The 22,752-nt window shown below is 71.3% G+C and carries 22 protein-coding genes and 2 pseudogenes; 10 read left to right on the plus strand and 14 right to left on the minus strand.

Annotation, left to right across the window (positions count from 1 at the left end):
- Positions 1-12: 12 nt before the first annotated feature.
- A complete protein-coding gene (locus ABZS37_RS27730) occupies positions 13-729 on the plus strand; it encodes a YoaK family protein (RefSeq protein WP_355173688.1) in 717 nt (238 codons plus the stop codon).
- 3 nt (positions 730-732) lie between these two features.
- On the opposite strand, the gene ABZS37_RS27735 is transcribed toward ABZS37_RS27730, so the two are convergent.
- Genes ABZS37_RS27735 through ABZS37_RS27750 form a run of 4 tightly spaced genes read right to left on the minus strand, consistent with a single transcriptional unit; the run spans position 733 to position 3,980 of the window.
- The gene (locus tag ABZS37_RS27735; RefSeq protein WP_355173690.1) at positions 733-1,359 is read right to left on the minus strand and encodes a response regulator transcription factor; all 627 of its coding nucleotides are present in this window, start codon (positions 1,357-1,359) and stop codon (positions 733-735) included.
- Complete coding sequence (locus tag ABZS37_RS27740) at positions 1,356-2,600, minus strand: histidine kinase (protein ID WP_355173692.1); 1,245 nt, start codon at positions 2,598-2,600, stop codon at positions 1,356-1,358. The genes ABZS37_RS27735 and ABZS37_RS27740 overlap by 4 nt, the downstream gene beginning before the upstream one ends.
- A 4-nt stretch (positions 2,601-2,604) precedes the next feature.
- Positions 2,605-3,054, minus strand: coding sequence for an ABA4-like family protein (locus tag ABZS37_RS27745; RefSeq protein ID WP_355173694.1), 450 nt, complete (start codon positions 3,052-3,054; stop codon positions 2,605-2,607).
- Positions 3,051-3,980: a hypothetical protein gene (locus ABZS37_RS27750; RefSeq protein WP_355173696.1), complete on the minus strand. Its 930-nt coding sequence runs from the start codon at positions 3,978-3,980 to the stop codon at positions 3,051-3,053. The genes ABZS37_RS27745 and ABZS37_RS27750 overlap by 4 nt, the downstream gene beginning before the upstream one ends.
- Before the next feature lie 167 nt (positions 3,981-4,147).
- On the opposite strand from ABZS37_RS27750, the gene ABZS37_RS27755 reads away from it, so the two are divergent.
- Positions 4,148-4,897, plus strand: coding sequence for a glyoxalase (locus tag ABZS37_RS27755; RefSeq protein ID WP_355173698.1), 750 nt, complete (start codon positions 4,148-4,150; stop codon positions 4,895-4,897).
- 85 nt (positions 4,898-4,982) lie between these two features.
- Here ABZS37_RS27755 and ABZS37_RS27760 read toward each other — a convergent pair whose 3' ends face one another.
- Positions 4,983-5,342 carry a DUF1330 domain-containing protein gene (locus ABZS37_RS27760; RefSeq protein WP_355173700.1) on the minus strand — a complete coding sequence of 120 codons (360 nt, stop codon included), beginning with the start codon at positions 5,340-5,342 and terminating at the stop codon, positions 4,983-4,985.
- Between the two features lie 135 nt (positions 5,343-5,477).
- Here ABZS37_RS27760 and ABZS37_RS27765 point away from each other — a divergent pair, with 135 nt between their 5' ends.
- From ABZS37_RS27765 to ABZS37_RS27785, 5 genes and pseudogenes are all read left to right on the plus strand, one after another.
- The gene (locus ABZS37_RS27765) at positions 5,478-6,287 is read left to right on the plus strand and encodes a helix-turn-helix transcriptional regulator (RefSeq protein ID WP_355173738.1); all 810 of its coding nucleotides are present in this window, start codon (positions 5,478-5,480) and stop codon (positions 6,285-6,287) included.
- Between the two features lie 121 nt (positions 6,288-6,408).
- Positions 6,409-7,083 (plus strand): annotated as a pseudogene (locus ABZS37_RS27770) (CDP-alcohol phosphatidyltransferase family protein); the annotation flags it as partial.
- A gap of 305 nt (positions 7,084-7,388) precedes the next feature.
- Positions 7,389-9,056, plus strand: a complete 1,668-nt coding sequence (locus tag ABZS37_RS27775; protein WP_355173702.1) for a sulfatase-like hydrolase/transferase — start codon at positions 7,389-7,391, stop codon at positions 9,054-9,056.
- Between the two features lie 43 nt (positions 9,057-9,099).
- Positions 9,100-9,903, plus strand: coding sequence for an FkbM family methyltransferase (locus ABZS37_RS27780; RefSeq protein ID WP_355173704.1), 804 nt, complete (start codon positions 9,100-9,102; stop codon positions 9,901-9,903).
- Positions 9,904-10,010: 107 nt separating this feature from the next.
- Positions 10,011-10,967 carry a LysR family transcriptional regulator gene (locus tag ABZS37_RS27785; protein ID WP_355173706.1) on the plus strand — a complete coding sequence of 319 codons (957 nt, stop codon included), beginning with the start codon at positions 10,011-10,013 and terminating at the stop codon, positions 10,965-10,967.
- On the opposite strand, the gene ABZS37_RS27790 is transcribed toward ABZS37_RS27785, so the two are convergent.
- Genes ABZS37_RS27790 through ABZS37_RS27825 form a run of 8 tightly spaced genes read right to left on the minus strand, consistent with a single transcriptional unit; the run spans position 10,892 to position 19,210 of the window.
- Positions 10,892-12,130, minus strand: coding sequence for a VWA domain-containing protein (locus ABZS37_RS27790; RefSeq protein ID WP_355173708.1), 1,239 nt, complete (start codon positions 12,128-12,130; stop codon positions 10,892-10,894). The genes ABZS37_RS27785 and ABZS37_RS27790 overlap by 76 nt on opposite strands.
- On the minus strand, positions 12,127-13,080 hold the full coding sequence (locus tag ABZS37_RS27795) for an SRPBCC domain-containing protein (protein WP_355173710.1): 954 nt from the start codon (positions 13,078-13,080) through the stop codon (positions 12,127-12,129). Before ABZS37_RS27795 ends, ABZS37_RS27790 begins: the two co-directional genes overlap by 4 nt.
- A complete protein-coding gene (locus ABZS37_RS27800) occupies positions 13,077-13,946 on the minus strand; it encodes a MoxR family ATPase (RefSeq protein ID WP_355173712.1) in 870 nt (289 codons plus the stop codon). Before ABZS37_RS27800 ends, ABZS37_RS27795 begins: the two co-directional genes overlap by 4 nt.
- Positions 13,943-14,518, minus strand: a complete 576-nt coding sequence (locus ABZS37_RS27805) for a nucleotidyltransferase family protein (RefSeq protein ID WP_355173714.1) — start codon at positions 14,516-14,518, stop codon at positions 13,943-13,945. The genes ABZS37_RS27800 and ABZS37_RS27805 overlap by 4 nt, the downstream gene beginning before the upstream one ends.
- A 3-nt stretch (positions 14,519-14,521) precedes the next feature.
- Positions 14,522-15,388, minus strand: a complete 867-nt coding sequence (locus ABZS37_RS27810; protein ID WP_355173716.1) for an XdhC family protein — start codon at positions 15,386-15,388, stop codon at positions 14,522-14,524.
- Positions 15,389-15,399: 11 nt separating this feature from the next.
- Complete coding sequence (locus ABZS37_RS27815) at positions 15,400-17,790, minus strand: aerobic carbon-monoxide dehydrogenase large subunit (protein ID WP_355173718.1); 2,391 nt, start codon at positions 17,788-17,790, stop codon at positions 15,400-15,402.
- On the minus strand, positions 17,787-18,335 hold the full coding sequence (locus ABZS37_RS27820; RefSeq protein WP_355173720.1) for a (2Fe-2S)-binding protein: 549 nt from the start codon (positions 18,333-18,335) through the stop codon (positions 17,787-17,789). The genes ABZS37_RS27815 and ABZS37_RS27820 overlap by 4 nt, the downstream gene beginning before the upstream one ends.
- A gap of 2 nt (positions 18,336-18,337) precedes the next feature.
- A complete protein-coding gene (locus ABZS37_RS27825; protein ID WP_355173722.1) occupies positions 18,338-19,210 on the minus strand; it encodes a xanthine dehydrogenase family protein subunit M in 873 nt (290 codons plus the stop codon).
- A gap of 119 nt (positions 19,211-19,329) precedes the next feature.
- On the opposite strand from ABZS37_RS27825, the gene ABZS37_RS27830 reads away from it, so the two are divergent.
- Both ABZS37_RS27830 and ABZS37_RS27835 read left to right on the plus strand, forming a co-directional pair.
- Positions 19,330-20,403, plus strand: coding sequence for an XdhC/CoxI family protein (locus ABZS37_RS27830; protein WP_355173724.1), 1,074 nt, complete (start codon positions 19,330-19,332; stop codon positions 20,401-20,403).
- Positions 20,404-20,674: 271 nt separating this feature from the next.
- Complete coding sequence (locus tag ABZS37_RS27835) at positions 20,675-21,094, plus strand: ASCH domain-containing protein (protein WP_355173726.1); 420 nt, start codon at positions 20,675-20,677, stop codon at positions 21,092-21,094.
- A gap of 36 nt (positions 21,095-21,130) precedes the next feature.
- Here ABZS37_RS27835 and eno read toward each other — a convergent pair.
- Positions 21,131-22,399 (minus strand): annotated as a pseudogene (gene eno / locus ABZS37_RS27840) (phosphopyruvate hydratase); the annotation flags it as partial.
- A gap of 47 nt (positions 22,400-22,446) precedes the next feature.
- On the opposite strand from eno, the gene ABZS37_RS27845 reads away from it, so the two are divergent.
- Positions 22,447-22,671 carry a hypothetical protein gene (locus tag ABZS37_RS27845; protein WP_355173728.1) on the plus strand — a complete coding sequence of 75 codons (225 nt, stop codon included), beginning with the start codon at positions 22,447-22,449 and terminating at the stop codon, positions 22,669-22,671.
- The last annotated feature ends 81 nt before the right edge of the window (positions 22,672-22,752 follow it).

A 22,752-nucleotide genomic window follows, 5' to 3' on the forward strand; every position in this document is an offset into this window, starting at 1 on the left:
GGGTAGCCGACAGTGTCGAGCACAGTGCCCCACGTCATCCACCCCCGCGTCGCGGGTCAGGGGGACCAGCACCTCCTACGGCGACGGCAGGCGCTCGTCGTCGTGCTCACCTTCCTGACCGGGAGCGCCGACGCCATCGGGTTCCTCTCCCTCGGCGGCGCCTTCGCCAGCGTCATGACCGGCAACATGGTCCTGCTCGGACTCTCGGCGGGCAGAGGTGACGCCGAGCTGGCCCTCACGTCGGGCTGCGCCATCATCAGCTTCATCGTCGGCGTCCTCGCGGGCGCCCGCGTCGTCGGCTCGGCACAACCGGACGATCCGGTCTGGCCACGGCGGGTCACCTGGGCGCTGGTCCTGGAGCTGGCGGTGTTCGTCGTGTTCCTCGTCGTCTGGGAGGCCACGCTCGGGGCCCCCGACGCCCACGTCCATCTCGCGCTGCTGATGCTGTCCGCGGTGGCGCTGGGCGTGCAGAGCAGTGCGATCCAACGGTTCGGCGTGTCCGGCCTGTCCTCCACGTACCTGACCGGCACGCTCACGAGCCTGATCGCCGGCGTCGCCGGACGCAGCCCGTGGAGCACGCTGCGCCCCAAGGCTCAGGTGTTGCTGGCCCTCATGGTCGGCGCCGCGGTCGGCGCCCTGGTCGCCCTGCACCTACCGGTCGTCGCCCCGGCACTGCTGATCGTGCCGCTGGTGCTCGTCATCGTCGTGTCCGCGCGGATGAGGGCCTGACCTTCAGACACCGCGAGCGAACAGGGCGAGGCGTACCCGGTTGGGGCTGTCGGTCTTGGTCATCAGGCTGGTGATGTGGGTCTTGACCGTGGTGACACCGATGTGGAGCCGGTCGCCGATCTCGGTGTTGGAGAGGCCCTCGGCGACGAGGTTCAGCACGTCCCGTTCCCGGGCGGTCAGACCCTGCACCGGCCGTGGTGTCTCGGCACGGGCGTGCACCGCGCGCTGCACGAGGCGTCGCAGCACCTCCGGGCTGAACGGGCTGTCCCCGACGGCGGCCCGGCGAATGCCGTCCAGCAGCTCGGTCGGGGGCGCGTCCTTGAGCAGGAACCCACAGGCCCCGGCGGTCAGGGCGGGGTAGAGGTGGTCGTCGTCGCCGAACGTCGTCAGCACCAGGATGCGGGTGGCGGGACGTTCGGCGAGGATCCGGCTGGTCGCGGTGATCCCGTCGACCCCGGGCATGCGCAGATCCATGACGACGACGTCGGGGAGGAGCCGCGCGGCGAGCGGGATCGCCTCGCGGCCGTTGTCGGCCTCCCCGACGACCTCGATGTCGGGCTGGGCTTCACAGAGCATGCGCAGCCCCGCCCGGATGAGGTGCTGGTCGTCGACCAGCAGCACCCGGATCACGCCGGCTCCGGCGTGGGTGACCCGGCCGGGGCCTCGCGCTCGCGCGGCACCGACACGACCGGCGTCCCGGCGGGGACCACGGTCGGGAGCACGGTTCGTACCCGCCACCCGGTGCCGGTCGGGCCCGCCTCCAGCCGGCCGCCGAGGACCTCGACGCGTTCGCGCATTCCGATGATGCCGTGACCGCCACCGGCCGGCGCGCCCGCCGGCACCCCGGCGCGGCCGTTGTCGGCGACCTCCCAGTGCACGGCCCCGTCGCGGACGGCGACCACGAGGTGCGCCAGCGCGGACGTTCCCGCGTGTTTGGCCACGTTGGTGAGTGCCTCCTGGGTCAGGCGCAGCACCGCCAGGCCGCGCACCGCGTCGAGCGAGCCGATCGCCGGGTCGAGGTCGGCCTCCACGGTGATACCGGCCTGACGGGCCCGGTCGACCGCCGCACCGATCGCCGCCGGCAGCGCGGACGGCTCGATCGCGGTCAGGGCCGCGTCGCCGCGTACCCCATCGGGGTCGCGCAGCACCGCGACCAGCCGGCGCAGCTCCGCCAGGGCCGCCGTGCCCGTGCCGTGCACGTCGTCGAACACCTCGCCCACCCGGGGTTCCAGGTCGGTGAGCACGTGCCGGGCCACGCCGACCCGCAGCACCATCGACGCCACGTGGTGCGCGATGACGTCGTGCAGCTCGCGGGCGATGGCGCTGCGTTCGTCGGCGCGCGCCGCCCGGCTCTCCGACTCGCGCCGGCGCTGCTCCGCGGCCGCCCGCTCCACGGCCTGCAGACCGAGCTCCCGGTTGGTGCGGATGACCAGCCCGAGCAGCACGGGAACGCCGACCTCCAGGGCCAGCCCGACGACGCCGGAGGCGACCCGGCCGGCCGGGTCGCCGATCGAGTCGGTCAAATCGACCACGACCAGCAGCGCGGCGGCCAGCCAGATGGTGTGGCCGCGACGCGCCCGCATGGTGACCTCGAGCAGAGCCCAGCTCGCGCCCACCTGGTTGATCATGATGTCGTCGACCAGGCAGATCGCGACCGCCAGCAGCGCCGCCTGCGCCACCAGGTTGACCACCGGCCGGCGGTGCAACACCAGGGCGACCGCGAACGCGACCACCGCGAGAATCCACTGTGTCACCGTCGGCTCGCGACCTGCCTGGGTGCCGAAGACCAGGTAGCCCACCCCGCTGAGGTCGAGCAGCACCGTCCGCACGAGCGTGTCCCGCGCGTCGAACAACCGTCCCGCCCACCCCACCGGGTCAGCCTAGGTGCTGCTGCGGCTCGACGGCACGAGCGCCCCGCCACCGGGGCCGCACGGCCAGGTAGGCGGCCAGGCCGAGTGGTCCGAGCAGGATGGTCAGCACCAGCACCGGAGCCATGACCAGCGCCGGCACCCCCCGTTCCCGGCTGTCCAGCCACGCCCACCGGCCGACGAACAGATCGAACGCGATCATGTGCGCCCAGCCCGCCGCCGCGCCGTCGGAGGTGCCGAGCAGGTCGCGCACCCCCTCCAGAGTCGGTGACGTCACGGCCGGCAGCACGTCGCCGAACGCCGGGATCACCAGCAGCCCGTAGATCACCACGACCGGCAGCACGATCAGCGGCGACGAGATGATCCGAGCGGTCCACGACCAGCGCGGCAGCAGGATCATCAGCGCCCAGAACGGCGCGGCCACCGCGAACGTCAGGGTGAACAGCGTCGCGGTCATGCGGCCAGCGCCAGTTCCGGCCGGGTCCGGCGAGCCAGCACCGCCGCGGTGGCGGTCGCGGTCGCGACCACCAGGGCCGCGACGGCGGCCAGCGTGAGGGCGTCCGGGCGCAGCAGCGGCTGCCCGCGCAGGGCCTGCCAGGTCAACAGCAGCGTGAGTACGCCGTACGCGCCACCCGCGACGACCACGAGCCGGGCGCGGGTGTGCTCGTCCAGCCGGGTGCCGATGAACCGGGTCAGCAGGATCGCCAGGATCGGCAGTGCCTGCAGGGCGTGCAGGCCCACGAAGTGCCCGATCCGCAGGTCCCCACCGGTGGTGCTCCAGCCAACCAGCGGCAACCCGGGCCCGCCGTCGAGGACGCCGACACTGTGCGCCCCGCTGATGCCCTCGATCCCCGGCTCCTGCATGGGCAGCACCATCGGCACCGCCGCCAGCATGCCCAGCAGGGACAGGCCGATGCCCCATCCGACAGCGCTGGCGGCGACCCGGTCGGGGATCCGCCGGATCAACACCACGATCCCGATGACGAGGTGCGCGACGAACAGCACCATGATCGCCGCGCCCATCGCCGAGAAGAGAGCGGCGTTGAGAGGCGTCGTGCCGTTGAAGTGGCTGGTCGTGCCCCGGATGACCTGCCAGACGATCACCACCAGCTCGATCACCGACACGGCGACGATGACCGTGGCCGCCCACTCGGCGACCCGGCTCCGTCGTGGCAGCAGCGAGAGCATCCAGGCGAGGGTGAGGCCATACAGCACGAAGGACACCGCGAACTTGAACGGCTTGAGCCAGATCGGCGATCCGGTGAGGACCCGCGAGTCGACGACGATGCCGACCGCGCAGACGACGGTGAGCGCCGCCATCGCGGCGACGAAGAGCATGAGTGGGCGGTGCCAGTGTGCCGCCCGGCGCAGATCGATTGCCATGTCTGTAGATGCTCGCGACCGTGTCCGCCGGTCGCGTCCGACCGCGAGCCCCGGTTGCGGCCGGCGGTCTGAGCGGCGCCTCCTCCCTGGGTAGGAGACGAAACCCGTCGGAACGCGTCGCCGGTGCTGGCACAATGGCCGACCTGCCGACGGGACCGGGAGTGACCATGACGACCAATGAGGACCGTGTCCAGCCGAACGAGACCACGGTGCCACTGCTGCCCTGCCCGGCGCCGGCGGAGACCCTGGCGTTCTGGCGGGCACTCGGGTTCGAGGTGACCTACGAGCAACACAAGCCGTACGTGTATCTGGCCTTCGCGTGGAGTGGTTTCCACCTGCATTACGGCCCCGCACCGAAAGGCCTGGACCCGGCGAAGGAGACGTCCGGCGGCTGCCTGGTGATGGTCGACGCGGTCGCGCCGTACCACGCGGCGTTCACCGAGGCGATGCGCCGTACGTACGGCAAGGTGCTGGTCAAGGGTCTGCCCCGGATGACCCGCTACCGTGCCGGGGCGTCGCGGTTCAGCATCGTCGACCCGTCGGGCAACACCATCATCTTCATCCGGCGGGACGAACCGGAGAAGCTGGAGTACGGCGGGTCGACGGAGTTGCAGGGCCTCGCGCGGGTGCTCGACAACGCTCGAATCCTGCGCGAGTTCAAGACCGACGACCGGGCGGCCTACCGGGCGCTCGACTCGGGGATGCGCCGCCGCGAGGAGGACGCTCCGGTGGTCGAGCAGGCGATGGCGCTCGCCGCGCTGATCGAGCTGTCGGTCGCGTTGGAGAAGGCGGAGCGCGTCTCCGAGTGGGGCGCCCGCCTTCGCGCGCTGACGTTGACCGAGCCAGAGAGGAAGCAGGTGGAGCAGTACGTCGCCGACCCGGCCGTCCTCACGCCGTGGCTGCCCGACCCGAGCTGATCTCCCGATGGCCGCTGGCCGCCGCCCGAACCGGGCGCGGTGTCGTTCAAGCGTTATGACTCTGAGTCATATTGATACCTCAGCGTCATAACGCTCGTTGCCGACCACCCGGTTCCTCGCCTGACCGACGGATCTGCGGCGAGCTGTGGTCGGCCTCAACTCCTTCGACGAGGATCACCTCACCGGCGAGGTGCCTCGTCCGCAAGGGTTTGATCTCCTGGTAGGCGCTGGAGCGGTACCAGGAGCGGCCCGCGGCCAGGTCGGGAAACTCGATGATGACCACATCGCCCGGCCAGTCGCCTTCCAACACCTCGACGGGCCCACCGTGGACGATGAACCGGCCACCGAAGGGCACGAGGGTGGACTGGATGCGCTCCAGGTATTCCAGCACGTCGGCGTGGATGGGCGCCTTTCGCAGGTGAGCGATCCCGTACGCGTTGGCCATGAGTCTCTCCTCCAGGTGGGGATGGGGGGCGTTTCCTCCGAAGAGATGATTTCGGGTGCTCGGGCGCGCTGTCGATTACGTCGCAGGTAATGGCTCTGCCTCCGGCGCGGTCATTAGGGTCGGGGCGTGACGACCATGACCATGCCGGGGCGACCGGTCGGGGAGCTGCTGCGCGACTGGCGCCGAACTCGCGGCATGAGTCAGCTCGACCTGTCGATCGAGGCGGGCGTGTCGGCCCGGCATCTGAGCTTCGTCGAGACCGGGCGATCTCGGCCGAGCCCCGAGTTGATCCTGCGGCTGGCGGAGCAACTTGACATGCCCCTGGCTGAGCGCAACACGATGCTGCTCGCGGGCGGATACGCCCCCGCCTACCCCCGCCACGAGCTGAACGACCCGGAGTTGGCTCCCGTACGTGCCGCCGTACGGCAGATCCTCGACGGGCACAACCCGTACCCCGCAGTGCTCATCGACGAGCACTGGCAACTCGTCGAGGCCAACGCTGCCCTCGCGCTGTTCACCGCCGGTGTCGAGGCTCATCTACTGGCCCCACCGGTCAACGTGCTGCGCCTCAGCCTGCACCCCGGCGGCATGGCCCCGCGAATCCTCAACCTGCCCGAGTGGCGCGCCCATCTGCTCAAGCGACTGCGCCACCAGGCCGCGACGACCAACGACCCAGCGCTGTCCGCGCTGCATGAGGAGCTTCGCGGCTATCCCAGCGGCACCGACGTCGCGGCGCCGATCAGCGACGCCGTTTCGCGTATCGTCATCCCGCTCCGGTACCGCCACGGGGACCAGGAGCTGTCCTTCTTCAGCACCACCACCCTCTTCGGCACCCCGCTGGACGTCACCGTGTCCGGGCTGGCCGTCGAGGCGTTCTTTCCCGCGGACCCGGCGACCACTGCGGCGCTCCACGCCCTCGCCAAGCCGGCAGCCGGATCGGGCTGAACTCCGCACGTGCGGCCGGGACTGACCGCACCCCTCCGCTGGCTCGCGTTTCGGAATGAACCGATCGGTCATATTTTCCGTGTTGCCGGTCAGGGTCACACACCAGAGCCACGGAGGCACGATGTCAGGGGTTCGAACTGGTCCGGTCATCGGACTGATCGTGCAGATCGTCGTGCTGGCGGTGCTCGCGGGAACGGTCGGTCTGGGCGCGGCGGGGTGGTTGGCGGGGCTGGCGTACGGGGTGGTCCTGTGCATCCTGCTCAGCCGGGGGATGTCCCGGTCGGGTGCGCGTGGTCTGAGTCCGGCCGACCAGGTGACCCTGAGCCGGGCGATCCTCGTCGGCGGCGTGACGGCCCTGGCAGCGGATTCGTTGGCCCGGCCGGCACCTGTCGCGTTGATGGTCGCCCTGACCACCGTGGCGCTGGCCCTCGACGCGGTCGACGGGTACACGGCCCGACGCACCGGGACCACCAGCGAGCTCGGCGCGCGCTTCGACATGGAGATCGACTCTTTCCTGGTGCTGGTGCTCTGCCTCCACGTGGCACCCTCGGTGGGCGGCTGGGTGCTCGCGATCGGTGCGATGCGGTACGTCTTCGTCGCCGCGAGCTGGGTGTTGGGGTGGATGCGCGGACCTCTGCCGCCGCGCTACTGGCGTAAGGTCGTCGCGGCGGTCCAGGGCGTGTTGCTGACCGTGGCGATGGGTGACGTGCTGCCCGGGCCGCTGACGACCGTCGTGCTGATGGTGTCCCTGGCGTTGCTGATCGAGTCGTTCGGGCGTGACGTCACCTGGCTGTGGGTGACCCGTCACCTCCGCCGCGACTCCATCGTCGAGGACACCCCGGGCATGAGGGGCGTGTTGGTCCACCCGAGCGGTCAGGCGAGCCACAGCACCCAGTGCGCCGACTCTCCGCTGGGCGGGCTGGGCGCGGGGAAGACGGATGGGCTGCCCTGGCAGGCGCGCCCGACGGTCGCTGTGGCCCGAAGTGAAATCGCCCGGGTCTGAGCCGGACGCGTGCCGTACTCACCAGTGATCATGGAAGGATGCCCGGGTTGTCGCTCTTGACACGAGTACGTCAGCTGCCGAGCCAGGGACGGAGGGCGATGAGGGGTGAACGCTCGGGCGCTCCCGCCAACGGCGGCACCGACGGTGAGGTTCGGACGAAACGCTCCGTCCTCGCCTGGCTGACGACCGTCCTGGCCGCGCTGCTCGCGCTGCTCGTGCTCACCGCGCCGTACGACTTCGGCCAGCTCACCCCGGCGGGGTTCGTGCGGATCCCCTTGGAGGCGCTGCTGTTCGTTGCCCTCCTGGTCGCGCTGCCGTCCCGGGGGAGTCGGCTGGTCGCGACGGTCGCCGGCGTGGCCCTCGGCCTGCTCGGCATGCTGAAGCTGCTCGATCTGGGGTTCTCCGCCTCCCTCGGTCGGGCGTTCGACCCGGTGCTCGACTGGGCGTTGCTCGATGACGCGTTCGCCTTCCTCAGCGAGTCGTACGGTCGGCCCGGGGCTATCGGCGCCGCAATCGTCGTGGCGGTGGTGGCGGTCGGCCTGCCCGTCCTGGTCACGCTCTCGGTGCGGCGGCTGAGTCGGCTGGTGATCCGGCACCGCGCCGGTACCACCCGGATCATGGCGGCGCTGGTGGTCGTCTGGGTGGTCTGCGCCGCGTTCAACGTGCGGGTGCTGCCGGGCGTACCGGTTGCCGATACGTCCGCGACCACCCTGGCCAACGGTCACGGGTTCCAGGTGCGCCTGCGTCTCAACGACCGGAAGACGTTCTCCACCCTGGTCGACGCCGACAGGTTCCGTGACACTCCGGGCGACCAACTACTGACCGCGCTGCGCGGGAAGAACGTGGTCATCTCCTTCGTGGAGAGCTACGGCCGGGACGCCGTCGAGGATCCGGAGTTCGCCCCGCAGGTCGGCGCGGTCCTCGACAGCGGAACCAGCCGGCTGGGCGCGGCGGGCTTCGCCGCGCAGAGCGGCTTCCTCACCTCACCGACGTTCGGCGGCGGCAGTTGGCTCGCGCACGCCACGCTGCTCTCCGGCCTCTGGATCGACAATGATCAGCGTCACCGCACCCTGCTGGCGAGCGACCGGATGACCCTCAACGGTGCCTTTCGACGAGCCAACTGGCAGACCGTGGGCGTGATGCCCGCCGTCACCAGGGCGTGGCCGGAGGGCTCGTTCTTCGGCTACGACCGGTTCTACAACGCCAAGACGCTCGATTACCACGGCCCGAAGTTCAGCTTCGGCACCATGCCCGACCAATACACCCTGTCGAGTTGGCAGGGCCTGGAGCAGGCGAAGCAGGACGGCAGACCAACGATGACGGAACTCGCGCTGGTGTCGAGCCACGCGCCCTGGACGCCCGTTCCGCGGCTGATCGACTGGACCACCGTCGGCGACGGCGCGACCTTCCACGACGCCGCAGCCGGTGGCGGTGCGGCGGACGAGGGGCGTCGCACCACCGCCCAGATCCGAGCGGACTACCGGCATTCCATCGAGTACACGCTGAGCACGCTCATCTCCTACGTGGAGACCTACGGCGACGACGATCTCGTGTTCATCGTCCTCGGCGACCACCAGCCCGCCACGGTCGTCACCGGCGAGAACGCCAGCCACGACGTCCCGATCACGATCATCACCCGAGACCGGGCCGTACTGGACCGGATCTCCGGGTGGGGTTGGCAGGACGGGCTCAAGCCTGGTCCCCAGGCCCCGGTCTGGCCGATGGACACCTTCCGGGACCGGTTCCTGACCGCCTTCGGGCCGTAGTCCCGGCCCCGCTCGCGCCCCTCTCACGGACGGGAACAGATAGATGACGGATACCATCGGCAGCAGGGTCGCGGCGCTCAGGACCGATCCGGCCATGTCTCTCCTGCACCGCTCGTTGACCGTCTACTACGGCGACGCCGAGCGCGACGCGAGAATGGACGCCTTCTATTCCCGGTTCGTCACGGGTGGGGATCTCGTCTTCGACATCGGCTCCCACGTGGGTGACCACATCGGCAGCTTCCGACGCCTCGGGGCCCGGGTCGTCGCCGTGGAGCCGCAGCCGCTGTGCATACGCGCCCTGCGTGCGATCTACGCCGACGATGACCAGGTGACTCTGGTCGAAGCGGCGTGTGGCGCGGTCGCCGGGAGCGTGCGGTTCCACGTCAACTCGACCAACCCCACCGTGTCGACCGCCTCGTCCGACTTCGTGCAGGCGGCGAAGGGCGCGGGCGGATGGGAGGGCGAGGTGTGGGACGCGGCCATCGAGGTCCCGGTGGTCACCTTCGACGCGCTGATCGACCGGTACGGCGTGCCGGCCTTCACCAAGATCGACGTGGAGGGTTTCGAGGACGAGGTGCTGGCTGGCCTGAGCCGCCCGCTGCCCGCCCTCTCCTTCGAGTTCACCACGATCGCGCGCCCGGTCGCCTACCGGTGTCTGGATCGCCTGACCGCGCTCGGCTTCGACGGCTTCGACGTCGCGCTGGGCGACGACAAGTCGATGACGTTCGAGAGCTGGATACCCGCGAACGACATGGCAGCGCACCTGCTCGCCCTCCCGCACCAGGCGAATGCCGGCGATGTGTACTGCGTGTCCGCCAACGGGGTGGTCAGCAGCACCACCGCGTGACGATCGGTCGATCAGGTGCTGGCGGCGGGGCCGATCAGCGGGGCATGATCGTGGTTCGTCTCGACGGAGAGCCGAACCACGCGATCGGGCGGAAGAGGGTGACGCCGATGACCCCGACGCAACTTCGCGCGTACGTCGCCGTGGTCCGGCTGGGCTCCGTCAAGCAGGCTGCCGGGGAGCTTCAGGTCTCCGAGTCGGCGGTGTCGCTCCACATCGCACAGTTGCGCAAGGAGTTCGGCGACAAACTGTTCATCCGGACGGCGGCGGGGCTCGCGTTCACCCCGGGTGGGCTTCGGCTGGCCAGTCGGGCGGCCGAGCTGCTGGGCCTGCAGGACCGCACGATGCTGGAGGTGAGCGCCGCGAAGCGTGGCCGCCGATTGCTGCGGGTCGCCACGTCCAGCCTGTTTGCCGAGTTCGCCGCGCCGGGGCTGATCGAGTTGTTCGCGAAGCGGGCTGCTGACCTGGACGTCGAGTTGAGCGTGCGCAACCCGGGCACGTTCGGGTCGCTGTTGCTGACCCGCGCCGCGGACATCGCGATCGGACCGCAGCCACCGGTCGTCGACCCCGCGATCACCTGCCGGCCGGTGATGAACTACCGCCTCGTCCTCGTCGTCGGCCCTGATCACCCGTTCGCCGGTGTGCCGGCGTCTCCCGGGCAACTGCGGGAGCAGACCTGGCTGCTTGGGCCGTCGGCCACCTCAGAGCTGGGTGGGGTGCCGGCGATGCTGCGCCGCTTCGCCGTGCCGGACGACCGGCAGCAGATCTTCCAGAGCCACGCGGCGGCGCTGGGGGAGGCCAAGCGGGGCAAGGGCGTCTCACCGGCGCTCGCGTTCACCGTCGCGCCGGACGTCCGCCAGGGCCACCTGGTGCAGGTGGCGGGGCCGCACGCGACGATGGAAGCGGTGTGGCATTCGCAGGTGCTCACCAGCCCCGGCTCGATGTCGGCCGCCGACGAGCTGTGCCGCTTCTCGTCGACCCCGAGGGCGATTCAGGCGATGATGCGCGGCGCGGGCGTCAGCGTCGGCCACTTCCGGCCGTCGGTGCACGTGACGCTCTGGAGCTGACGGGCGACGACCAGCAGGTCCTGGAAGGTGCCGGCCGGCAGCATCCGGTCGCAGTAGGGGAGAGCGGCGGCCATGCCGCCGACCCGGGGGGCGAAGCCGGGTGTGCCGGCGCGGGGATTCAACCAGACGATCCGGTACGCGCGGCGGCTCAACCGGGCCATCACCGCGGCCAGCTCGTCGGGCGGATCGCTGTCCCAGCCGTCCGAGCCGATCACCACCACCGCCCCGCGTACGGCGTCCGCGTGGTGGGAGGTGAGCAGGGCGCGCAGGTTCGTGGCGATCCGGGTGCCCCCGTACCGGTCGGTCACGGCGGCACTCGCCTGGGCGACCGCCTCGGCCGCCGAGGTGTGTCGCAGCACCACGGTGAGTCGGGTCAGCGTCGTCGCGAACGCGAAGACCTCCGCGTCGGCGACCACCGCGAACGCCCGCATCAGATGCAGGTACGCGGTCGCCTGCGCCCGCATCGACTCGCTCACGTCGCAGAGCAGCACGACCCGGCGTGGTCGCCTCACCGGCCGCTCGCGGACGACCTCGACGGGTTCCCAGCCGGTGCGGCGGGCCCGGGCGATGGTGGGTCGCAGCGCGATCCGGGGACCGGTCGGGCCGGCGGTGTGTCGCCGGGTGCGCCGGGTCGGCCAGCCGGCGACGGCCGCGCGTAGGGCGTCGCCGAGCTGCGTGACCTGCGCGGCGTCGAGTTCGTCGAACGGGCGGTCGGCGAGCCCGGCGAGGGCGCTGGGGCGCCGCTCGGGCAGCCGCAGTGCGGTGTCGTGTTCCGTCGCGTTTGCGACGGCTGGCGGCAGGGTGGCCCACGGCAGGCCGCCGCCCGAGCCCACGTCGTCGGTGTCGGCGGGCACCCGGACGTACACGTCGTCGTGACCCTCCGTCGGAGGCGCGGACCGCGACGGCCGGGGCAGTGGCGGGGGATCCGCGAAGATCGCCGCGAAGACGCGGTCGAACGCGGCGAGGTCGGTGTGCCGTCGGACCAGGCTGATCCGGGCGGTCCAGTAGAGCGTGGACATCGAGTCGGGTGGGCTGGCGGCGAGTGCCCGGACGAAGTCGTCCACGTCGGTGAGCCCGGCCGGGATGCCAGCTCGTCGCAGCCGGCTGGCGAACGCCACCGCGAACGCGGCCCGGTCGACCCCGCGCAGCACGGCCGGGCTCACCGGCGTGCGACCAGCCAGGCGATCACCGCACCGGCCGCGACAAGACCGACGGCCAGCGGTACGAGCCGCTTGGTGATCGAACCGCCAGCGATGCTGAGCAGGTCGAGCGCCTCCGGCTCGGCGGTCGGCGTGGCCCGCATGCCGGCGGCCGGCGGCTCGACAGGCGACGGCTCCATCGGCGACGACCTGACGGGCGGCGACCCGACGGCCGGCAGCTCGGTCGGCGACGGCTTCATCGGCGGCGACCCGACGCCTGGCGACCCGGCGGCGGATGGCTCGGCGGCCGGCTGCCCGGTCGGCGGCGGCTCGGCGGACGAGGGGGCGAGCGGCGACGGCTCGACCGGGGAGGGCGCGACAGCGGTGGTGGTGGGCGTGGTCGCGACCGCCGCGGCGGACGCGGCCGGGGCGAGCCCTGGTTCGGGTTGCGCCGCGGACGTGACGGCATCGGACCCGGTCCGGGCGGCGGGCACTGGCGTAGCGGCCCCGACGGTGGCTGACGTCGGCTGGTCGGCTGCGATCTTGGCTTCCAGGTTGGCGACGAACTGGGCCAGCAACCTGCCCGACACCTCCTTGATCATGCCGCTGCCGAACTGGGCCAGCTTGCCGGAGATCTTCAGGTCGGTGTCCACGGTGACCAGCGTCCGGTCGCCGTCCGGGCGCAGTCGGGCGGTGACCAGCGCGGACGCGTTCCCGGTGGACCGGGCGTCGCGGCCCTTCGCGTCGATCACCCCGTGGTAGGCCGTGTCGTCCTTCTCGACGAACCGGGCGGTGCCCGCGAACTCCGAGATGACCGGCCCGACCTTGACCTTCACCCGTCCCCGGTAGACGTCGCCGTCGACACCGGTCAACTGGGCGCCCGGCAGGCAGGGCGCGATTCCCTCCAGGTCGGTGAGCACCGCCCACGCCCGCTCGATCGGGACGGTGACGGTGAACTCATTGGTGATCTTCATGGTTGACTCTCCTGGTAGGCGCCGAGCGCGGCGGCGACCACGGCGCGATCGTCGGGGGTCTTGGCGATGGTGCCGATGGTCTGCGCGACGTTGTCGGCGGCCAGGTCGGCGGCGCCCAGCACCGCCAGCGCCCCGACCCAGTCGATGGTTTCCGCCATCCCGGGCGCCTTCTCCAACTCCCGGTCGCGTACGCCGCCGATGAACTGGACCGCCGTGCGGATCAGCGGCTCGGTGGCGCCCGGTACGGCCCGGCGGACGATCTCCACGGCGCGGGCCGGCTCGGGGAAGTCGATCCAGTGGTACAGGCAGCGGCGGCGTAGCGCGTCGTGCAGTTCCCGGCTGCGGTTGGAGGTGAGCACCACGACGGGCGGCGTGCGGGCGGTGAACGTGCCGAGTTCCGGGATCGTGATGCCGGCCTCACCGAGGAACTCGAACAGCAGCGCCTCGAACTCGTCGTCGGCCCGGTCGATCTCGTCGATCAGCAGCACCGGTGGGACCGGCCCCCGGTGGCGTACGGCCCGCAGGATCGGCCGTTCCTGGAGGAACTCGGCGCTGAACAGGTCGGCATCGGTGAGCCGGGCATGGTTCGCCTCGGCGAGCCGGATCGCCAGCAGTTGTCGCTGGTAGTTCCACTCGTAGAGCGCCTCGCCTGCGGTCAGCCCCTCGTAGCACTGCAACCGGATCAGCGGCGTCTCCAGCGCGCGGGCCAACGCCTTCGCCGCAGCGGTCTTGCCGACACCCGGCTCACCCTCCAGCAGCAGGGGCCGGCCGAGGCGCAACGCCAGGAACAGGGCCATCGCCATGCCGTCGTCGACCAGGTAGTCGACGGCGTCGAGGCGGTGCCGCACGGTCAGGGCGTCCTTCATGCCTCGCCCGCCAACAGGCGCTCGTAGTCCGCTCGGGTGTCCACGTCGATCGGCACCGGCCCGTCGACGGGCACCTCGGTCACCGGGTGGCGACCGGAGTGCAGCAGCTTCCACACGGCCTTGTCGCCGTGCAGGTCGTACAGCTCGGGAAGGACCGCGCGGCCGAAGCGGAACGGATGGCCGAGCCCGTCGGCGTACCGGCACACGGCCAGCGGGGTGGCCGCCCCGGCGACCCGGCGGACGTCCTCGGCGCGGACGCCGGGTTGGTCGCCGAGGAGCAGCACGAGCGCGTCGGCGCGCGGGTCCACCGCCCGCGCGGCCGTGCTGACCGACGACCCGCAGCCGCTGCTGAACGCCGAGTTCTCCACGACCTGGCAGCCGGTCAGGTCCACCCGGCCGCGGATCTCGCCCGCAGCGCCGCCCAGGGCGACGAGCAGTTGGTCGAAGTCGCACGAGCGGGCCAGGTCGAGGGTGGCGTCGAGCAGCGTCCGCCCCTGGTACGGGAGCAGTTGCTTCGCCTCGCCAAGCCGCACCGACGCGCCCGCGGCGAGCACCAGGCCGGTCAGGAACACGGGCTACGCCGCCGTGTAACTCGCGAGGCAGCCGGCGCAGCAGAACCAGAGGTCCTGCCCGTCGACTCGGGCGTGCGGGGTCTCCGAGCCGACCAGCACGGTCATTCCGCACACCGGGTCGACGGCCTGCTGCGGCCGGGCGACCGGCGCGCCCGAGGACGGGGTCAGCCCGTCCACCCGGATTGCCCGCACGATCTCGGACATGATCGACAGGGCGATCTCCGGTGGCGTCTGCGCGCCGATGTCCACCCCGGCCGGTGAGTGGACGCGGGCCCGTTCGGCGTCGGTCAGGCCCAGCTCGTCGAGCAGAGCCGCGCCGCGTTTGCCACTGGCGACGAGCGCGATGAACCCCACGCCGGCGTCCAGCGCGGCCCGGATCGCCTCCTGCTCGCCCTTGCCGAGCCCGGCCACCACGACGGCGGTGCAGCCGGTGCAGTCGTCGGCCGTGACGACGTCGAAGTCGAGGAACGCGGCGAGGGTCGCCACCGCGGCGCTGATCGGCGTGCTGCCGACCACCCGCAGCGCCGGCGCCGGCAGCATCGGTCGAAGGAAGACCTCGATCGCGCCGCCGGAGTGGCAGGGGTTGACCACCACCCGCGCCCCCGGTGTCTCCGGGAACGGGGCTGCGCCGTCCGGCAGCACCCGCAGCAGCAGCGCGGTGCCGTCGCGCAGGGTGTCGAGTGCTGCCGCCCGCACCGAACTCTCGGCGCACGCCCCGCCGACGAAGCCCTCGATCGAGCCGTCCGAACGGATCACCGCGGCGTCACCCGGCCGGGCCGACGTCGGGTCCTGTGCGCGGACCACGGTGGCGTGGACGAACGGCTCCCGGGTGTCGGTCAGCTCCCGGGCGCGCTCCGCGATGGTGGTCATCCTCGGCTCCCTCAGATCGGCGGCCGGGCCTGGCCGCGCATCGCGTCCCAGACCCGCGACGGCGTCAGCGGCATGTCGGCGTGGCGGACGCCGAAGGGCTTCAGGGCGTCCACGACCGCGTTGACGATCGCGGGCGGCGACCCCACCGTCGCGGACTCACCCACGCCCTTCGCACCGATTGGGTGGTGCGGCGACGGCGTCACGGTGAAGCCGGTCTCCCAGTCGGGCACCTCCAGCGACGTCGGGATCAGATAGTCCATGAGGGACGCGCCGAGACAGTTGCCGTCCTCGTCGAACGCGATCATCTCCATCAGGGCCATGCCGACCCCGTCGGTCAACCCGCCGTGCACCTGCCCCTCAATGATCATCGGGTTGATCCGGGTGCCGCAGTCGTCGACCGCGATGAACCGTCGAACCGTCACCTGCGCGGTGCCGGGATCGATGTCCACCACGCAGATGTACGCGCCGTGCGGGTACGTCAGGTTCGACGGGTTGTAGCAGATCTGCGCCTCCAGCCCACCTTCGATGCCCTCGGGCAGGTCACCCGCCCCGTGCGCGCGCAGGGCGATGTCCTGGATCGTGACGGACCGTCCCGGGTCACCCGTGACGTGGAACGCGCCCTTCTCCCACTCCAGGTCGGCCACCGACACCTCGAGCATCCCCGAGGCGATGATCCGGGCCTTGTCGCGGACCTTGCGGGCAACCAGGGCCGCCGCCGCGCCCGACACGGGCGTCGAACGGCTGCCGTACGTGCCGAGGCCGAACGGGGTGTTGTCGGTGTCGCCGTGCAGCACCTCGATGTCCGCCGGCGGGATTCCGATCTCCTCGGCGACGATCTGCGCGAACGTGGTCTCGTGCCCCTGACCCTGGGACTGCACGCTGAGGCGTACCACGGCCTTTCCGGTCGGGTGGACGCGCAGCTCACAGCCGTCGGCCATGCCCAGCCCGAGAATGTCCATGTCCTTGCGAGGGCCGGCGCCGACGGCCTCGGTGAAGAACGCGATTCCGATGCCCATCAGCTCGCCCCGGGCCCGCTTCTCGGCCTGCTCGCGGCGCAACTCGTCGTAGCCGGCCATCTCCATCGCCAGCCGCATCGTCGGCTCGTAGTTGCCCGAGTCGTACACCCAGCCGGTCTTCGTCGTGTACGGGAACTGCTCCGGCTGGATGAAGTTCTTCAACCGCAGCTCGGCCGGGTCCATGCCGAGCTCGTCAGCGAGGCAGTCGACGATCCGCTCGACCAGGTAGACCGCCTCGGTGATGCGGAACGAGCAGGCGTACGCGACGCCGCCGGGCGCCTTGTTGGTGTAGACCGCCGTCATCGAGCAGTACGCGGCCTCGATGTCGTAGCTGCCGGTGAAGACCCCGAAGAAGCCGGCCGGGTACTTCACCGGGGCGGCGGTGCCGTTGAACGCGCCGTGGTCGGCCAGCACGTTGGTGCGGATGCCGAGGATCCGGCCGTCGCGGGTCGCGGCGATCTCCCCGCGCATGATGTAGTCGCGGGCGAAGCCGGTGCTGATCAGGTTCTCCGAGCGGTCCTCCATCCACTTCACCGGCTTGCCGGTGACGATCGAGGCGACGATCGCGCAGACGTACCCGGGGTAGATCGGCACCTTGTTGCCGAACCCGCCACCGATGTCCGGCGAGATCACCTGGATCTTGTGCTCGGGCAGGCCCGCCACGATGGCGTAGAGGGTGCGGTGCGCGTGCGGCGCCTGGGTCGTCGACCAGAGTCGCAGCTTGCCGTCGACGGCGTCGTAGTCGGCGACCGCCCCGCAGGTCTCCATGGGCGCCGGGTGCACCCGGGGATAGACGAGATCCTGGCTGACCACGACGTCGGCGCGGGCGAAGACCGCCTCGGTGGCCGCCTCGTCGCCGGTCTCCCAGTCGAAGCAGTGGTTGTTGGTCTTGCCATCCAGGTCGTCGCGGATCAGCGGGGCGCCCGGCTCCAAGGCGCGACGCGCGTCGATCACCGGGTCGAGGACGTCGTACTCGACCTCGATCAGCTCCAACGCGTCGCGCGCCGCGTACCGGTCCTCGGCGACGACGAACGCCACCTCCTGGCCCTGGAAGCGCACCTTGTCGGTGGCGAGCACGGCCTGCACGTCGTTGGAGAGGGTCGGCATCCAGGCCAGGTTCTGTTCCGCCAGCATCGCCCCGGTCACCACCGCCTTCACCCCGGGCGACGCCTCGGCGGCGCTCGTGTCGATGCTGACGATCCGGGCGTGCGCCACCGGGGACCGGAGGATCGCGAGGTGCAGCATGCCGGGCAGTTGGACGTCGTCGACGTACCGGCCGCGACCACGGAGGAACCTCGGGTCCTCCTTGCGCAGCATCCGGCCGTACCCGACGGGCTTCTGGTCGTTGTCGTGGAACGTGTCCACGCGCTCGTGCACGGTGGTCATGCGACGGCCCCCGCGGTCTGGCCGGCGTCGGCGATCTCGCCGGCCTCGGGCGATTCGGTGGTCTCGGCGACCTGGGCCGCGGCCTGCGCCTCGGCCACGGCGGCCCAGCGGACCGAGCGGACGATGGTGGCGTAACCCGTGCACCGGCAGATCTGACCCGAGATCGCCTCCCGGATCTCCGTCTCGCTCGGATCGGGGTTGCGGTCGAGCAGCGCCCGCGCGGTCATCATCATCCCGGGCGTGCAGAAGCCGCACTGCAGACCGTGGCACTGCATGAAGCCCTGCTGGATCGGGTCCAGCTCGGCACCCTTGGCGAGGCCCTCGACGGTACGCACCTGGTGGCCGCCGGCCATCGCCGCGAGCACGGTGCACGACTTCACCGGCTCGCCGTCCAGCCAGACCACGCAGGTGCCGCAGTTGCTGGTGTCGCAGCCCCAGTGGGTGCCGGTCAGGCCCAGCACGTCCCGCAGGAAGTGCACCAGCAGCAGTCGGGCCTCGATCTCCCGGGTGACCTCGACGTCGTTGACGGTCATGGTGACCTGCATGCTCAGCTCCTCGCCCGTTCGACGGCCCGGCGCAGGGTCCGCCTGGTCAGCTCGGCGGCCAGATGCCGCTTGTAGTCCGCACTGCCGCGCTGGTCGGTCACCGGGTCGCAGTTGCGCGCCGCGATCGCCCCGGCCTGCTCGTAGAGGCTCTCCGAGGGCTCCTGCCCGCGTAGCGCCGCCGAGATCTCCGGAATGCCCGTCGTGTTGGGGCCGACCGCCGCGAGCCCGACCCGGGCGTCGACGATCGCGCCGCCGTCGAGCCACACCGCCGCGCCGGCCGACACCACGGCCCAGTCGCCGGCCCGGCGCTCGACCTTGGCGTACGCGCTGCCGCAGCCCGGCCGCACCGGCAGCCGGATCTCGACGAGGATCTCGTCGTCCGCGACGGCCGTCTCGTACGGCCCGACGTGGAACTCCTCCATCGACACGACCCGCTCGGCGCCGCCCGGACCACGGATCACGCACCGCGCGTCCAGCGTCGTGCAGACCGCCGAGAGATCCTCGGACGGGTCGGCCTGGCAGAGCGAGCCGCCCAGGGTGCCCCGGTTACGCACCACCGGATCGGCGATCACCCGTTCGGCGTCAGCGAAGATGGGGAACGCCGCCGCCAGCACGGCGGATTCGAGCAGCTCCCGATGCCGGGTGAGCGCTCCGATGCGTACCTCGTCCGGGCCGGTCTCGATGTAGCCCAGCTCGGCGTGCAGGTCGTTGATGTCGATCAGGTAGTCGAAGTTGGCCAGCCGCAGCTTCATCATCGGCAGCAGGCTGTGCCCGCCGGCGATCAGGCGCGCCGTGCCGCCCAGCCGCTCCAACAGGCCGATCGCATGGTCCACACTGGTGGCTCGCTCGTACTCGAACGGTGCCGGCACCTGCATGTCGCACCTCCCGCAGTCCGGCAAAATCTCTGCCCGGCGGTGGCCAAAGTCAACGGCGACCTAAGTAACTGCTTAGGTCGCCGTTGACGGTGCCGCCGGGGCTCCCGGATCGTGCGGCCATGCGGGACATCGTCGACGGGCTGACGGGCTGGCGCACCACCGGCGTCGCGTTCGCCGTCGCGACCGTCGTACGGACCTGGCAGTCGGCGCCCCGGCAGGCGGGCGCGGCGATGGCCGTCTCGGTGCACGGCGAGGTGCTGGGCAGCATCTCGGGCGGTTGCGTCGAAGGTGCCGTCTATGAGCTGTGCCGGACCGCGCTGGAGACCGGAACGGCCCACACCCAGACCTTCGGTGTCAGCGACGACGACGCGTTCGACATCGGCCTGACCTGCGGTGGCACGATCCAGATCCTGGTCCAACCGAGTGTCGCGATGACCGAGCCCGACGAGGTGCTCGCCGCGATCCGGGACGGCCGCCCGGTCGCCACCGCATCGGTCGAGAACGCCCAACTGGTGATCTGGCCCGACCGGGTCGCGGGCACCCTCGGTGCACCCGACCTGGACGACGCGGCGGCCCGGCAGGCGCGCGGGATGCTCGCCCTCGGCGTCACCGGCATGATCCACCTGGGCCGGCAGGGGGAGCAGCGCGGCGATGAGGTGGCCGTGTTCGTCCAGTCGTACGTGCCGCCGCCCCGAATGATCATTTTCGGCGCGATCGACTTCGCCGCCGCGATGGCCCGGATGGGCAGGTTCCTCGGCTACCACGTAACGGTCTGCGACGCCCGCCCGGTGTTCGCCACCCGCGCGCGTTTCCCGGACGCCGACGACCTCGTCGTCAAGTGGCCGCACGCGTACCTGGAGTCGACGACCGTCGACGACCGCACGGTGCTCTGCGTCCTGACGCACGACCCCAAGTTCGACGTGCCGCTGCTCCAGGTGGCCCTCCGCACACCCGCCCGCTACATCGGCGCGATGGGCAGCCGCCGCGCACACGACGACCGGATGCGCCGGTTGCGCGAGGCGGGTGTGGAGGAGAGCGCGCTGGCCCGGCTCTCCTCGCCGATCGGGCTGGACCTGGGCGCGCGAACACCGGAGGAGACGGCCGTGGCGATCGCCGCCGAGATCACCGCCCAGGCCTGGGGCGGCTCGGGTCGCCCGCTCAGCGAGCTGGAGACCCCGATCCACCACACCTGACCTGGCCCCGCCGATCATTCGCTAACTGTCCCGACGCGGTCGCCTGTCAGGCCAACCCGAGCCGTCGACAGGGGACGACCCCTGCACTGCGTCCTTTGCTCTGCTTCACTCCACGCAACACCACGCGTCCGATATCCGGACACCCGCCGTTGCGTCCGTTGAAGCAGAGCAAAGGAAGTGCGAGCACCCCGGCCACCCGGCGGCCAGTTGCCGGCCGGGCGCCCCTGTCGACACGGTCCCTCGCGGGTCATCGATCACGTACCCTCCGCGCATGGAAATCGACGATCTTCCGCTTGCCGAGTTCGCGTTTCCGGGACCGCTGCGGGACAGTCTGGTGGCCACGATCCTCTCCGGCACCAAGACCTCGACGTCCGCCCTGCTGGTCGGATACGAGCGCGCTGGCGACCCGCTGCCCGAGGTGGGCGAACGATCCGCCGTGGTGAACTCCGAGGGTCGGCGGGTCGCGGTGATCGAGCTGACCGAGGTGCGGGTGTTACGGCTCGCCGACGTCGACCTGCAACACGCCCTGGACGAGGGCGAGGGGGACGAGTCGGTGGCGCAGTGGCGGGCGGGGCACGAGACGTTCTGGCACAGCGCGGAAGTGCGCGCCGAGCTGGGCGATCCAGGGTTCACGGCCGACGACGACACCATGGTGGTCACCGAGCGCTTCCGGTTGGTGCACCGATCGTGATCGGAGGCCCGCGTGGTTGCTACCTTTGCCTGCTGTTCACGCCCGCCGCAGTGCGGAGCGGCCTGCGAAACGCGCCGAGTCGCCCAACTCCTCCTCGATCCGGATCAGTTGGTTGTACTTCGCCGTGCGGTCGGAGCGGGAGAGCGAGCCGGTCTTGATCTGACCGCAGCCGGTCGCCACCGCCAGATCCGCGATGGTGGTGTCCTCCGTCTCGCCCGAGCGGTGCGACATGACAACCGTCCAGCCCGCCTGGTGAGCCATGGTCACCGCGGCCAGCGCCTCGGTCAGGGTCCCGATCTGATTGACCTTGACCAGGACCGAGTTGCCGACGCCGGTGCGGATGCCCTCGCGCAGCAGCGTCGCGTTGGTGCAGAACACGTCGTCGCCGGTGAGCTGACAGCGCTCGCCGACGCGGGCGGTGAGCTCGCGCCAGCCGTCCAGGTCGTTCTCCGCCATCGGGTCCTCGATGGAGACGACCGGGTAGGCGTCGATGAGCCTGGCCAGGTAGTCGGCGTGCTCCGAGGGGGTGCGGCGCACCCCCTCGCCCGCGTAGTCGTACACCCCGTCGCGGAAGAACTCCGACGACGCCGGGTCCATGACCAGGCCGATGTCCGTGCCGGCACGGTAGCCGGTGCGCTCGATGGCGGCCAGCACGAAGTCGAGCGCCTCCTCAGCGGTACGCAGCGCGGGCGCGAAGCCACCCTCGTCGCCGACGCCCGTGGAATGCCCGGCGGCCAGTAGATCCCGGCGCAGGGTGTGGAAGACCTCGCTGCCCATGCGGACGGCTTCGGCGAAGGTGTCCGTGCCCACGGGCGCGATCATGAACTCCTGGAAGTCCAGCGGGTTGTCGGCATGGGCGCCGCCGTTGACGATGTTCATCGTCGGCAGCGGCAGGAGGTGGGCGTCGGCGCCGCCGAGGTAGCGGTAGAGGGGCTGGTGGTGGGCTGCGGCGGCGGCCTTGGCGGCGGCGAGGGAGACGCCGAGGATCGCGTTGGCGCCGAGCCGAGATTTCGTGGCGGTGCCGTCGAGGGCGACCAACGCGGCGTCGAGACCCGCCTGGTCCGCTGCGTCCCGGCCGCGCACGGACGCCGCTATCTCCCCGTTGACGTGGGCCACCGCGCGGTCGACGCCCTTGCCGTGCCAGCGCGCGGAGTCTCCGTCGCGCAGTTCCACGGCCTCCCGGGCACCGGTGGAGGCACCGGAGGGGACAGCCGCGCGCCCCAGGGACCCGTCCGCCAGGACGACGTCGACCTCGACCGTGGGGTTGCCCCGGCTGTCGATGATCTGGCGAGCGGTGACGGTCTCCCCTCGCCGCCGATCAGCGCGTACGCCCCTAGTCGATGGCGCGGGCGGTGGGGCTGCTCATAGAACAGAACCTGATCACGCGCCGGGCGCACCCCACGGACCGCCGAAAGTCACTGGTCGAGCTGTCGGACGCGGGCCGGGCCGCGCTCGAAGCGGAGCGCGGCCGCCGGGCCGGTTGGCTCGCGCAGGCCATCGAGGCCGAACTCACGGATGAGGAGCGGGCGTTGCTGGCAAAGAGCGCCGCCCTGCTGGAGCGACTCGCCACACGCTAGTGACAGTCGGCCGCTGCACCAGGAGCTCACGGGGGAGTTGGCCGAAGGTCCATCAGATCGGCGAGAGTGTGGTCACGACAG

This window comes from Micromonospora sp. NPDC005413 (assembly GCF_040606435.1).
Classification (GTDB): Bacteria; Actinomycetota; Actinomycetes; order Mycobacteriales; family Micromonosporaceae; genus Micromonospora.

Bases quoted from the DNA above. Each gene is read 5' to 3' on its own strand.
- ABZS37_RS27745 (WP_355173694.1), bottom strand. From the start codon at position 3,054: ATGACCGCGACGCTGTTCACCCTGACGTTCGCGGTGGCCGCGCCGTTC.
- ABZS37_RS27750 (WP_355173696.1), bottom strand. From the start codon at position 3,980: ATGGCAATCGATCTGCGCCGGGCGGCACACTGGCACCGCCCACTCATG.
- ABZS37_RS27755 (WP_355173698.1), top strand. From the start codon at position 4,148: ATGACGACCAATGAGGACCGTGTCCAGCCGAACGAGACCACGGTGCCA.
- ABZS37_RS27760 (WP_355173700.1), bottom strand. From the start codon at position 5,342: ATGGCCAACGCGTACGGGATCGCTCACCTGCGAAAGGCGCCCATCCAC.
- ABZS37_RS27765 (WP_355173738.1), top strand. From the start codon at position 5,478: ATGACCATGCCGGGGCGACCGGTCGGGGAGCTGCTGCGCGACTGGCGC.
- ABZS37_RS27775 (WP_355173702.1), top strand. From the start codon at position 7,389: ATGAGGGGTGAACGCTCGGGCGCTCCCGCCAACGGCGGCACCGACGGT.
- ABZS37_RS27780 (WP_355173704.1), top strand. From the start codon at position 9,100: ATGACGGATACCATCGGCAGCAGGGTCGCGGCGCTCAGGACCGATCCG.
- ABZS37_RS27785 (WP_355173706.1), top strand. From the start codon at position 10,011: ATGACCCCGACGCAACTTCGCGCGTACGTCGCCGTGGTCCGGCTGGGC.
- ABZS37_RS27795 (WP_355173710.1), bottom strand. From the start codon at position 13,080: ATGAAGATCACCAATGAGTTCACCGTCACCGTCCCGATCGAGCGGGCG.
- ABZS37_RS27800 (WP_355173712.1), bottom strand. From the start codon at position 13,946: ATGAAGGACGCCCTGACCGTGCGGCACCGCCTCGACGCCGTCGACTAC.
- ABZS37_RS27810 (WP_355173716.1), bottom strand. From the start codon at position 15,388: ATGACCACCATCGCGGAGCGCGCCCGGGAGCTGACCGACACCCGGGAG.
- ABZS37_RS27815 (WP_355173718.1), bottom strand. From the start codon at position 17,790: ATGACCACCGTGCACGAGCGCGTGGACACGTTCCACGACAACGACCAG.
- ABZS37_RS27820 (WP_355173720.1), bottom strand. From the start codon at position 18,335: ATGCAGGTCACCATGACCGTCAACGACGTCGAGGTCACCCGGGAGATC.
- ABZS37_RS27825 (WP_355173722.1), bottom strand. From the start codon at position 19,210: ATGCAGGTGCCGGCACCGTTCGAGTACGAGCGAGCCACCAGTGTGGAC.
- ABZS37_RS27830 (WP_355173724.1), top strand. From the start codon at position 19,330: ATGCGGGACATCGTCGACGGGCTGACGGGCTGGCGCACCACCGGCGTC.
- ABZS37_RS27835 (WP_355173726.1), top strand. From the start codon at position 20,675: ATGGAAATCGACGATCTTCCGCTTGCCGAGTTCGCGTTTCCGGGACCG.